Source organism: Bacillus sp. GMa5/1 (assembly GCF_050172015.1).
GTDB classification, from domain to species: Bacteria; Bacillota; Bacilli; order Bacillales; family Bacillaceae_G; genus Bacillus_A; species Bacillus_A cereus.
Genome location: NZ_JBNLYC010000043.1, coordinates 22,429 through 35,600, shown reverse-complemented (window position 1 = coordinate 35,600; position 13,172 = coordinate 22,429). Strand labels below are relative to the sequence as shown.

The following is a 13,172-nucleotide window of genomic DNA, read 5'->3' as shown; positions in this document are numbered from 1 at the left end:
CGCGACTTCCTTATGTTAACATCTTCATTTTTCAATGTCAACTAAGTTTTTTAATTTCTTTTTTGTCGTTTTCTGCGTTTCCGCATCAGCGACGGTTATTAATATATCATGCAGTATATACAGGGTCAATACTTTTTATAAAAAAATTTCACATCCCGTTAAAAACTGAAAAACCGCTGTAAAAATCCTTATAGCGTCCATTCATTCTTCATGGCCCCCCTCCTATTCATTTCATATCTTATCCCTTTATCAATTTACATAAGAGTGAAAATTCTAAATTTTATGTTATATTATTAGTATAGGAGCGTGGTGAGAATGAGCATTAAGTATTCAAACAAAATCAATAAAATCCGGACCTTTGCATTAAGTTTAGTATTTATCGGCCTCTTCATTGCATACTTAGGTGTCTTTTTCCGCGAAAACATTATTATTATGACAACGTTTATGATGGTTGGCTTTTTAGCTGTTATCGCTAGCACTGTCGTTTACTTTTGGATTGGTATGTTATCTACTAAGACTATCCAAATTATTTGCCCAAGCTGTGATAAGCCAACCAAAATGCTCGGCCGTGTCGATGCATGTATGCACTGCAATCAACCTTTAACACTAGATCGAGATCTAGAAGGAAAAGAATTTGATGAAAAGTATAATAAGAAGAGTTATAAATCATAAGTATCAAGGGAAATACGAATTTGCAACACTACAAACGTTTCAACTCATTAAAAAGTTGATTTCTTAAAAAATCAACTTTTTAATTGTTTTATTAAATTTATTACACCTATTTTTTCGAAATAACAGTAAACATCCCTGTCATATTAGGCGAATAATCTTTAAAATCATATTTTTCGTAGAATGATGTTTTACCTTGCGACGCAAACAAACCAATGAATGCTTTATCTGGAGCATTCTGATTTAAGTATTCTACTAAAGTATTCATTATTTTCTTTCCAATACCATTCTTTTGATACTCTGGATGAACCACTATATCTTGAATATAGAAATAGATAGCCCCATCACCAACAATTCTCCCCATGCCGATGATTTGATTATTATCCTTGACTGTTATACAGTAAATCGAATTTTGAAGTGATATTTCCGCCACCTCAAAGTTCATATAGTTAGTCCATCCCACAGAATCACATAAATATTTATATTCTTCCAATGTTGGAATGTTATTTTTAATCTCATATTTCTTCAAAATGTCCCCTCCCAGAATTCATTTCCACCAATACAAAGTAAATTCGACAAACTTTTATCTAACCCTCCTTACTAACTTAGCACTGTAAATCCCGATTAACCTCACGCTAATCCTTATATAATAAAGAAAGAGGCTGACGTATAGCCGTCAGCCTCTTTCTTTATTATATATTACGCCTTATGACACTCTGGACAAACGCCATAAATTTCTAAGCGATGACTATTGATAACGAAGCCTGTCGTTTTCGCAGCTTCCTCTTCCAGCTTTTCCAAGCCTCCATAAGGAAAATCAACAATCTTACCACATTTTTCGCAAATCACATGATAATGTTGACTTGTAACATAATCAAATCTACTTGAAGCGTCTCCATAAGTTAATTCCTTTACAAGTCCAACCTCTTTAAACACACGTAAGTTATTATAGACAGTTGCAACACTCATATTTGGAAACTTACCTTCTAATGCTTTATAAATATCATCCGCTGTTGGGTGCGTCATTGATTCCACAAGGTACTCTAAAATAGCATGACGCTGTGGAGTAATGCGTACACCCGTATTTTTCAGCATTTCTAGCGCTTCTTTTAATTCTTCTTTGACCACCGTCATGCACCCCGATTCTATACGGATTATTATTTTATAATTCTTATAAAGAGTGTACTCCTTTTCTTATAAATCGTCAATATTTCTACTATAAGTATGTAGTTTATTTTTATATTCAGGACTTGTTTTTATGTATCTTTCCCTTTTTTCTTCATATATTCCACAGAAAAAAGTGCGACATAATCGCACTTGGAATACTATCATCTGAGGAGGTATGCCCTACACTTCCACTTTATGTAAGGCAGTAAAATATGTATAGACACTTGCCTTGTTTCTGCATATTTTATCCCCAATGTAGATTTATTTTATATAAGAAAGAACATCCTCAATATGTCCTTTCACTTTCACTTTACGCCACTCTTTTACAAGTTCACCGTCTTTATTAATAAGGAATGTAGAACGCTCGATTCCCATATACTCTTTCCCAAAGTTCTTTTTTAACTTCCAAACATCGTATAACTCTGCTACTTTATGATCTTCATCTACTAAAAGTGTAAATGGCAATTCATGTTTCTCAATGAATTTTAAATGTCTATTCGCTGAATCAGGACTTACTCCAAGAATAACCGTATCCTTCTCTTGAAATACTCCATACGCATCACGAAAATCACATGCTTCAGTTGTACATCCTGGCGTCATATCTTTGGGATAAAAATAGAGAACTACATTTTTACCGCGGAAATCAGCTAGGCGAACTTCTTCTCCATTACTTCCCTCTAATGTGAATTCTGGTGCCATTTCTCCTACTGTAATCATAGTTATCACTCCTACTCTTTTCCTTTACTATAACAAATGCTTCCTTATTTTTCATTGTCTATTACAGACCTCATCACAAAAGCAAAAGGGAGTGTATATCCAATTAGCGCTTCTGCGATTGCAATCCATCGCCCAATTCCAATCGGAGATATGTCACCATATCCAACAGACAATAAAGTAACTGCGCTAAAATATAAACAAACTTCGACGAGTTGAAAAGAATGAGCGTTCAAACTTTCTCCGTCCTCTTTCAAAACTGCGAAACCCATTTCCTCTAATACAACGTAACTTAATCCAAATGCGATTAGTACTGTTGTATAGATTAAAAATAATGTGGCCAAATTATAGAGCGAAAAAAAACGCGTTGAATCTGAATAGGAACTCCATAATAATTGGACACTTTTCAAAATAGCGATTGCTGCAATTAATAGAATAAATCCCCATAACATGTCCTCCACCTCATTTTATATGTATGAGGTGGAGAACTGATTTATCCCTTAGAAACGAACAAGCTTCTATAATTAATTACCCGCGCCACGATACCTTTTTACCCCTTGGTTCCAGAGGGTGATTGCAATCGTAAAACAGATAATACCAACAATTGGCGTCGCAAACGCATAACTATTCCATTCTGTTTTTCTTAAAAAGTATGCTGCTGGATATACTCCAACAAACGCAAACGGTAAAACGAACGTTAAAATGAAACGAATTACACGATTATAAATATTAACAGGATAGCGCCCGTAATTACCTATGTTATACATAAGAGGCATAATTGAGCTTTTCGCATCCGACCAAAAACCAAGGCTCGCCAACGTAACAAATATCCCTCCATATACAAGTGCTCCTCCTCCTACCATCAATATAAATAAGAAGAAATCATACCAGTAAAAAGATAATTGTAACTCCACAGCTGCATATCCCATTACAACAATCCCTGTAATAGCTCCAATTAAAGATTCAAGTTCCATTCTTTCTAATATAATTTGAAATAGGCTATGGATCGGTCGCGTTAATACACGATCCATCTCCCCTTTAATAATGTATCGATCATTAAAATCCCATATATTAAAGAAAGCTGAAAAGATGGCAAATGGTACTAAAAAGAAACCATAAATAAAGATTACCTCTTCTCGACTCCATCCCTTCAATGCTTGTGTATGCCCAAATACAACGAGAATAAATATTAAATTAACTGCTTGAAGCGATAAATCAGAAAGTAAACCAACGATAAAATCGCCTCGATACTCCAATTTCGTTTTTATATATTGACTTGCATATTGTAAAAATAAGTTTATATATAGCATCTCATCATCCCCCTTGTACAATTAGACGTTTTCTCGCCGTTCTCCACATGAGTACAATTGGAATAATAAGTACAATCGCCCAAATCACTTGAAATACTAAAGCCTCATACAACTTACTCCCCTGTATACCTTCAGAAAAAATCATACTTGGAATATAACTAATAGCCTGAAACGGTAAAAACATCATTGCTTTTTGGGCCCATAACGGATAAAAACTAATTGGTAATAATAGACCTGAAAATAAATCAATAACAACGCGTTTTGCATACATAATTCCACTATTATTAAATAGGAAAAACGTAAGCATTCCCGTCATTAAATTAATTTGTGTATTAATAATAAAGCTAAATATTAAAGATAAGAAGAAATATAACCAAGTTTGAAAATTCGTTGTAATTTGCAACGAAAATAATAACGTAACGATAACCATGCCTGGAATGGAAAAGAAGGCAAAACGGAATATTCCCTCGCCAAGACCTTGCATAACTTTCATTCCCAAATAGTTATACGGACGAATTAATTCTACAGCCACACGTCCTTCTTGAATCTCCATCGCAATTTCCCTATCTATATTATTAAAATAGAAGGCACGTGCCATCCACGCGATTGCGATATACGTGGTCATTTGCGAAATAGATAAACTTTCAATATTCTCTTTTCCGCTATAAATTGCTTGCCATAAAAAATAGTAAGCACCGATATTAATCGTATAAATTAAAATCCCGCTATAGTAATTTGTACGATACGCAAGCATCATTAAAAAGCGAATTCGAATCATTTCAATATACTTACCCATGCGTAATACCTTCTTCATAAATGTTACGAATAATTTCCTCTGTAGACACTTCGTTAATTTTTAAATCTTTAATTTGAAATGCTTGTACTACTTTAGAAATAAGCATTGAAATAATAACTTCTTCATTCGGAATTTTTGCAACCCATGCATTTTCCTCTTTCGCTTTCGACCAAACGACATGATTATCTGGCATAACCATTGATAAAGCCTGATAGGAAACTGGTGCAACAAACTGAAAGTGAATTTCCTTCTCTGCTCCCCACTGCGTACGAAGATTACTTAAAGAACCGTCATACATAATATTCCCTTCATCCAGCATGATAACGCGCTCACATAAAGCTTCAATATCAGTAATATCGTGTGTTGTTAATAAAATTGTTGTTTTATAACGTTCATTCATTTCTTTTAAAAATTCACGTATTTTCAATTTCACAAGTACATCTAACCCAATTGTTGGCTCATCTAAAAATAATAACGGTGGATTATGAATTAAGGCTGCCGCTAATTCACAACGCATTCTTTGACCAAGAGATAATTTTCGAACTGGTTTATCTAATAAAGGCCCTATATCTAACGTTTCAATTACGTGCTCCATATGCTCCTTATACTGAGCGTCTGATACACCGTACACTTTCTTTAATAAACGAAACGATTCTTGTACTGCAATATCCCACCAAAGTTGCGAACGCTGTCCAAAAACAACACCAATTGTTCTTACAAATTCTTCTCTTTGTTTATGTGGGTTCATTCCATTTACTGTGATTTGCCCTGATGTCGGAGTTAAAATCCCCGTAAGCATTTTAATTGTTGTTGATTTACCAGCACCGTTCTCACCGATATAACCAACCATTTCACCTTGCTTTACAGTAAAAGATACATCATTTACTGCTGGTACTATTTTATAATTACGATTTAATAAATCGCGAAATGCACCCTTTAAGCCCGGACGACTTGAATAGGCTGTAAACTCTTTACGTAACCCTTGTACCTCAATTACCGATTTCATAATCGGACCCCCCTCCTAAATGTCACAACGAATAGTTTACCCAACTGCCTTCGCTATCACAAACAATACGTCTTTTCGAAAAACATGTTAGAATAATACATAGATTTTTGTAAGGAGATGAATTGTAGTGAAATTCACAAAGTCAGAAGCATTACATAAAGAAGCTTTAGAGCATATCGTGGGCGGTGTTAATAGTCCTTCTCGTTCTTTTAAAGCAGTTGGCGGCGGCGCTCCTGTTGCTATGGAACGTGGGAAAGGCGCTTATTTCTGGGATGTAGACGGAAATAAATATATCGATTATTTAGCAGCATACGGTCCTATTATTACTGGACATGCTCATCCGCATATAACAAAAGCAATTACAACAGCTGCTGAAAATGGGGTACTTTATGGAACACCAACAGCGCTAGAGGTAAAATTCGCAAAAATGTTAAAAGAAGCAATGCCTGCATTAGATAAAGTCCGTTTCGTAAACTCTGGTACAGAAGCAGTGATGACAACGATTCGTGTTGCTCGTGCTTATACAGGTCGCACAAAAATCATGAAATTCGCTGGTTGTTACCACGGTCATTCTGATTTAGTACTTGTGGCAGCTGGATCTGGTCCTTCTACTTTAGGAACTCCTGACTCAGCTGGCGTACCACAAAGTATTGCACAAGAAGTTATTACTGTTCCATTTAATAATGTCGAAACTTTAAAAGAGGCTTTAGATAAATGGGGTCATGAAGTAGCAGCTATCCTTGTAGAACCGATCGTTGGAAACTTCGGTATTGTAGAGCCTAAACCAGGATTCCTTGAAAAAGTGAATGAACTTGTTCACGAAGCTGGCGCATTAGTAATTTATGATGAAGTTATTACTGCTTTCCGCTTTATGTACGGTGGTGCTCAAGACTTACTTGGTGTGACACCTGACTTAACAGCGCTTGGTAAAGTTATTGGCGGCGGCTTACCAATCGGTGCTTACGGTGGTAAGAAAGAAATTATGGAACAAGTTGCTCCGCTTGGACCTGCATACCAAGCTGGTACAATGGCAGGAAACCCTGCTTCTATGGCATCAGGTATCGCTTGTCTAGAAGTGCTTCAACAAGAAGGGCTTTATGAGAAATTAGATGAACTTGGTGCAATGCTTGAAAAAGGAATTTTAGAACAAGCAGCGAAACATAATATCGACATTACATTAAACCGTCTAAAAGGGGCTTTAACTGTATACTTCACAACAAATACAATTGAAGATTACGATGCCGCACAAGATACAGACGGTGAAATGTTCGGTAAATTCTTCAAGCTTATGCTTCAAGAAGGAATTAACTTAGCACCTTCTAAATACGAGGCATGGTTCTTAACTACAGAACATACAAAAGAAGATATTGAATATACAATCGAAGCTGTCGGCAGAGCATTTGCTGCCCTAGCAGACAATAAATAATCCCGTCATTAAAAGGAAAAAAGAAAGCTCACCTTTCTTTTTTCCTTTTTTCTATTTCATAAATTCCGTATTAATAGTATAATTATTCATAATTATCTGTTTTATACTCTTTTACAGCATTACTATCTCTGTGTACAAGGTGATTCGCACCTTAAATAGTAAGATTATTCTAACTTTTACAAGAGGGGGGATTGACGGATGCTCAATAAAAAAAATACATGGACACCGTCTTTATTTCGAGATTATAGAAATGCAGAACATGATGCGTGTGGAATCGTTTCCGTTATGGAGAAACGAAAAATTGCTACAAAAGAAAACATTGACCTTTGCATACAATCACTCGTCAAAATGAATCATAGAGCTGGTTTCATTAATGGTGAGGGCGATGGCATCGGCATTCACATTGATATACCAAAAACGCTTTGGAATGAAAAACTAAAAAGTAGCGGATATAATCCAACGATTGTGGATCATCCCCACTTTATCGTTGGACATTTTTTTCTAAATAAAAAAGAAGACATTACTGTCTTAAAAGATTATATTCGTACGCAATTAAACAACAAAAACTTTACTATCATTTTCGAAAGTGATGATGTAACAAACTCAGATGCACTCGGTCCACTTGGTAAACAAGAAGAACCTTTATTTTGGCAAGTTGCCCTTATCGCAGAAAACGAAATTACAAATATTGAGCAAACATTATTTTCTGTCACAATAAAAATAGAGGAAAACGAAGCAATTCATGTTGCTTCATTAAGTCGTGATCATGTTGTATATAAAGTTCTAGGTGCTGGTGATACGCTTGTTGCCTACTATAATGATTTACAACATCCGCTTATCGCTTCAACTATGACATTAGGACATAACCGCTACTCTACTAATACATTATCTAATTTTTTTCGTGTACAACCATTTAGCATTCTCGGACATAATGGTGAAATTAACACAATTGCGAAATTACGCGATCAAGCCGAAATGATTGATGTACCACTTACTGCAGGAGGCAGTGACTCTCAAGATTTAAACCGCACCTTAGAAACCCTACTTGTTCAATACAACTACAGCTTATTTGAAGCAATGGAAATTCTATTCCCACCAATTATTAATGAAATTAAACTTTATGAAACACCTTTACAAGATTTATATACGTATATACGTGAAGCATGGGGACATTTTGCCCAAGGACCAGCTGGCATCATTTCCCGTTTTAAAGATGAAGCTGTTTTCAGCGTTGATTCCCTTGGATTACGCCCAGTATGGAAAGTAGAGACAGAGAGCTCTTATATTTTCTCTTCTGAACCTGGAGTTGTATCACCAACTAAATATGTAGCAGAACCAAAACCACTCGCTCCTGGAGAAAAAGTCGGATTAAAATGGAATGAACAAGATGAACTTGTTCTTTATGAATATGACAGATATCAAATCCAAGTATATAACCGTTTTAAAAAGCGAATTGATACTACCAATTACCATTTAAATTTATCTATCCCTGAAACGAAAAAAATCCAAGGGCTATGTGATTCTGTTCAAGTTGAAACGAAACAATACGTCGCTTTCGGATGGGACCGAGAACATATTCAACTCCTTGAACAGATGGCAACAAAAGGCGTTGAGCCAATACGCTCACTTGGGCATGACTCACCACTTGCCGCACTTGATACTGATAGACGAAATATCGCTGACTTCATTAAAGAAAGTGTAGCTGTTGTTACAAACCCTGCAATTGACCGTGACCGTGAAATTGAACACTTCTCTACACGTACTGTACTTGGAGAGCGTCCAAGTTTATTAAGTGGCGCAAAACGGCCATTTGTAGTTGAAATGCTTTCACCAATTATTTTAGAAGGCAGCGTGGCACAACCTATTGCAGAGGAATTACACACAATTACGTACGAACAACTCATAGAGCTATTTAAAACTCATAACTCTATCGCCACAATCTCTGCTACATTCAGCTCGTCAGAAACTCTACAATGTGCATTAAGCCGCATTAGTTCTGAAGCGATAGCTGCTGTTAACAATGGTGCTTCCCTACTAGTATTAGATGACGCAAAAGCCCATCTAAATGAAAGATTGTGGATTGATCCACATTTAGTTACTGCTAAAGTACATCAAGCATTAAGTGAAAATAAATTACGCCGCAATTGTTCTCTCGTTATACGTTCTGGTGCCCTTCGCTCCTTACATGACATTGTCACGCTATATGGATTAGGAGCAGATAGTATTAATCCATATTTATTATTCGCGACTGTAAATGATGGAACAAAAACACCAATTACGAATCTGTATAATGCACTTAATAAAGGATTAGAAAAAGTCATTTCAACAATTGGAATTCATGAGTTACGTGGTTACGGACGTCTCTATTCATCTATTGGGTTACATGAAGAAATCGCAAATATATTACAGATTACAAATTTCTTCGGTTCAAATGATTTAGCTTTTTCACTTGAATCACTTGCTGAAGATGCAAAAATGCGAGCGGATGATTATAACAATCCTAAAATTAGAATGCGAAAATCATTTCATATATTCCCGCGAATTTGGAAAGCAATCGGCGATGTTGCAAAAGGAAATTCTTATGATGATTACCGTGACAAGTTAAGTGAACTAGAAGAGAATAATCCCATCGCAATCAGACACCTTGTTCAAACGAAACAAACAAAACATGTCGTTCCAACTGAAGAAGTATCTATCGGCATTAAAAACCATGATTTTCCATTTATTATTAGTTCTATGTCATTTGGTTCTCAAAACGAAATTGCCTTTCGCGCATATGCAGAAGCGGCCGATCAGCTAAATATGATTAGCTTGAACGGTGAAGGCGGCGAAATTAAAGATATGATTGGAAAATATCCACATACACGTGGACAACAAGTGGCATCTGGGCGATTTGGAGTAAATGCCGAACTACTAAACTCATCGAACTTAATTGAAATCAAAATTGGTCAAGGCGCAAAGCCTGGGGAAGGTGGGCATTTACCTGGTTCAAAAGTAACAGCCAAAATCGCTGAAGCACGTAATGCGACAATTGGCTCAGATTTAATTTCACCTTCTAATAACCACGATATTTATTCAATTGAAGATTTAGCTCAAATGATTACGGAAATTAAAACAGCTAATCAACTTGCCAAAGTAGCCGTGAAAGTCCCTGTCGTTCCTAATATCGGAACAATTGCTGTCGGTATCGCCAAAGCTGGTGCTGATTTTATTAACATTAGCGGATTCGATGGCGGAACAGGTGCTGCACGTATTCACGCCTTGCAACATGTAGGTCTTCCTGTAGAAATTGGTGTTAAAGCCGCTCACAACGCTTTATTAGAAGCGAGCATGAGACATAAAGTAGAGATTTGGGCAGATGGTGGTATTCGAAGTGTAAATGATGCCTTGAAAATCATGCTTCTCGGAGCAAACCGTATTGGATTTGGCACACTATCAATGATTGCAATCGGCTGCACTACTTGCCGTGGGTGTCATCTAGATACTTGCCATGTCGGAATTGCAACACAAATCGAGTCTGAAGCACAAGCAAAGGAACATGGGTTACGCCGCTTCGTCCCACGCGAATTAGAAAGCGCAGTTACTGGCCTGCTAAATTTATTCACCTCTTTCGGTATAGAACTAAAACGATTAACAGGACAGCTTGGGTATACAAATTTACAAGCAATTGTTGGGCGTTCTGATTTATTAGAGCAAGTTCGAGGCGAAAATTTATTAAACTTACGTAATTTATTACAAATAATAGAACATCCATCTGTTACAACAACAGATGGTGTACCAGAAAAACAATTTAAGACAGTTCATTCCGCTGACTCAAAAGAATTAGTAGGCGTTGGTGTAGAGCAACGCGTTATGGGTGGTCTAGAATCATGTTATCGCGTTCGCAGTAAACTATATGAAGCTACTCAACTTGAACCACTTACATTAAAGTATACGAATGGTTCTATTCCCGGAAATGGGTTAGGCGCTTACAATAGTGAAAATTTATTTATACACGTAAATGGCGGCGCACAAGATGGCATTGGTAAAACTTCCTTTGGTGGTGGGATTTATATAACGAAATCAAAAGGAAAAGACGGAGTATATTATAACGGTTCTGTCGGAAAAGGATTTGGATATGGTGCACAAAAAGGGGCACTATACGTGCAAGGGAACGCTGATGCTCGCGCTGGCATTCGCCTTTCTGGGGCAGACATGATAATTGGAGGTAGAATAACAAAACCACTCCGTGAAAAAGAGCAAGGAAATATAGGGTCATACTCCAATATTAAAGGTTTTGCTTTTGAATATATGACAAATGGGCGAGCGCTTGTTTTAGGTGACCCTGGTCCATGGATTTGCGCTGGCATGACTGGCGGTGTTGTTTATTTGCGTCATGATTCAAACTTAGGCCTAACAGAACAGGCCTTAAAAAGAAGAATTGCAAAAGGGGCAAATGTTACATTACAACCAATTAGTAAAAATGGTTTGAAAGATGTAACTGAATTATTGCTAGACTATATTCGTGTACTAAACGAACATGAGCAATATGAGGAAGTTGCTTTATTAACAGCATTATTAGATGATATACAGAACCAGTTTTTTGAGATTATCCCGAAAAAAGAACAGGCAGACCCATCTATCTCAACAGAGTAAAATGAGTAATTTTCATTATTAAGAAAAAATTGACGAAGTACGCTTCTCATAGTAATCTATAGTAACAATTTGAGACCTGCTGAAATTCAGCAGGTTTTTTTACTAAAAACTGATGTTTAAAAGGAATTAGGAAAAATTATAAAGTGAAACTTTAATTAGCCTACACCAATCGAGCGTTTACCGGCATCTAGCTTCTAATTTTTGAGGCAGGAATCTTACTACTCACAATTAGCGGGATAAAATGAACACTAATTTCTTTTAACGTCACTAAAATATCACTTGCTAACATATTGTAATGAATGTATAGTATCATGTTGTACATTCATTATGACAAGAGAAAGGATCTTATTAAGGGTATGAAACTTGGTGCTCGCATTTTAAAAACGGGTATTGCCATCACGTTAGCTTTATTTGCTTGTATTTTACTTCAATTACCGAGTCCGGTATTTGCGGGAATTTCAGCTATCTTTGCTGTTCAACCGTCTGTATACCGTTCTTATTTAACAGCACTTGAACAAATCCAAGCAAATGTAATTGGTGCGATATTTGCTATCGCATTTGCTACTGCTTTTGGACATAATCCTTTTATTATTGGATTAACATGTATATTAGTAATTGCTCTTACATTACAATTACGATTAGAAAACACAATATCAATTGCTTTAGTAACAGTTATCGCCATTATGGAGTATCAAGGCGAAGATTTCTTTAGTTTTGCCTTACTTCGATTTGCGACGATTATGATTGGTATTATTGCGGCTTCACTTGTAAATTTAGTATTTATGCCGCCAAAATATGAAACAAAACTTTATCATCGTATCGTTGATAATACAGAAGAAATTGTAAAATGGATTCGAATGAATAGCAGGCAGGCTTCTGATTTTACAACGCTAAAAACTGATATTGATCGTATGAAAGAAAAAATGATTAAACTAAATCATTACTATTTGCTGTATAAAGAAGAAAGAAGCTATACGAAAAAAGTAAAGTTCGCAAAAATTCGTAAGCTCGTTTTATTCAGACAAATGTTAGCGACAACAAGCCGTGCTTTAAGTACGTTAAAATCATTACACCGTACTGAAAATGAACTGCGCTATATGCCGGAAGAATTTCAGGAATCTATCCAAAATGAACTTGACTCATTAACGCATTATCATGAACAAGTTTTATTAAAATTTATTGGTAAAGCAAAAAAACAACAATCAGTTGAAATGCTTGATGAAGTTGAAACAGGTAAACAAGAATTAATTGATATCTTTATGGAATATCAAAATAAGGACGATGAAGAAGCATATAAAACATGGTTACATCTCTTCCCTCTTATTTCTTCCATCATTAACTATAGCGAAGAAGTAGAGCATTTAGATTTGCTTGTAGATAGCTTCTACACATATCATAAACCAGAAAAAGAACTCCAAATCGATGATAAAAAAGAAGACGAATAAAAAA

Annotated in this window: 11 protein-coding genes; 4 read left to right on the top strand and 7 right to left on the bottom strand. The window is 36.0% G+C overall.

Translation table 11 applies throughout. The features are described from left to right. Positions 1-315 precede the first annotated feature (315 nt). Positions 316-672, top strand: coding sequence for a YgzB family protein (locus ACQGSG_RS13175; protein WP_000025058.1), 357 nt, complete (start codon positions 316-318; stop codon positions 670-672). A 106-nt stretch (positions 673-778) separates the two neighbouring features. Here ACQGSG_RS13175 and ACQGSG_RS13170 read toward each other — a convergent pair whose 3' ends face one another. The 7 genes from ACQGSG_RS13170 to ACQGSG_RS13140 form a co-directional block, all read right to left on the bottom strand. Further along, the gene (locus ACQGSG_RS13170; RefSeq protein ID WP_000759738.1) at positions 779-1,198 is read right to left on the bottom strand and encodes a GNAT family N-acetyltransferase; all 420 of its coding nucleotides are present in this window, start codon (positions 1,196-1,198) and stop codon (positions 779-781) included. A 170-nt stretch (positions 1,199-1,368) separates the two neighbouring features. After that, positions 1,369-1,797, bottom strand: a complete 429-nt coding sequence (gene perR, locus ACQGSG_RS13165) for a peroxide-responsive transcriptional repressor PerR (RefSeq protein WP_000237829.1) — start codon at positions 1,795-1,797, stop codon at positions 1,369-1,371. Positions 1,798-2,097: 300 nt separating this feature from the next. Further along, the gene (gene bcp, locus ACQGSG_RS13160; protein ID WP_000633710.1) at positions 2,098-2,553 is read right to left on the bottom strand and encodes a thioredoxin-dependent thiol peroxidase; all 456 of its coding nucleotides are present in this window, start codon (positions 2,551-2,553) and stop codon (positions 2,098-2,100) included. 44 nt (positions 2,554-2,597) lie between these two features. Beyond that, a complete protein-coding gene (locus tag ACQGSG_RS13155; RefSeq protein ID WP_000964343.1) occupies positions 2,598-3,002 on the bottom strand; it encodes a potassium channel family protein in 405 nt (134 codons plus the stop codon). 72 nt (positions 3,003-3,074) lie between these two features. After that, complete coding sequence (locus ACQGSG_RS13150) at positions 3,075-3,860, bottom strand: ABC transporter permease (protein ID WP_000965772.1); 786 nt, start codon at positions 3,858-3,860, stop codon at positions 3,075-3,077. A gap of 4 nt (positions 3,861-3,864) precedes the next feature. Then, complete coding sequence (locus tag ACQGSG_RS13145; protein WP_000521519.1) at positions 3,865-4,656, bottom strand: ABC transporter permease; 792 nt, start codon at positions 4,654-4,656, stop codon at positions 3,865-3,867. Further along, positions 4,649-5,662: an ABC transporter ATP-binding protein gene (locus ACQGSG_RS13140; RefSeq protein WP_000843658.1), complete on the bottom strand. Its 1,014-nt coding sequence runs from the start codon at positions 5,660-5,662 to the stop codon at positions 4,649-4,651. The genes ACQGSG_RS13145 and ACQGSG_RS13140 overlap by 8 nt, the downstream gene beginning before the upstream one ends. Before the next feature lie 127 nt (positions 5,663-5,789). Between ACQGSG_RS13140 and hemL the strand changes: the two genes are divergently transcribed. The 3 genes from hemL to ACQGSG_RS13125 all read left to right on the top strand — a co-directional run bounded on the left by hemL (position 5,790) and on the right by ACQGSG_RS13125 (position 13,168). Beyond that, positions 5,790-7,088 (top strand): glutamate-1-semialdehyde-2,1-aminomutase, encoded by a 1,299-nt coding sequence (gene hemL, locus ACQGSG_RS13135; protein WP_000673239.1) that lies wholly within the window; start codon positions 5,790-5,792, stop codon positions 7,086-7,088. Positions 7,089-7,286: 198 nt separating this feature from the next. Further along, positions 7,287-11,723, top strand: a complete 4,437-nt coding sequence (locus ACQGSG_RS13130; protein ID WP_098645083.1) for a glutamate synthase-related protein — start codon at positions 7,287-7,289, stop codon at positions 11,721-11,723. A 356-nt stretch (positions 11,724-12,079) separates the two neighbouring features. Beyond that, positions 12,080-13,168, top strand: coding sequence for an aromatic acid exporter family protein (locus ACQGSG_RS13125; RefSeq protein ID WP_000765787.1), 1,089 nt, complete (start codon positions 12,080-12,082; stop codon positions 13,166-13,168). Positions 13,169-13,172: the final 4 nt, after the last annotated feature.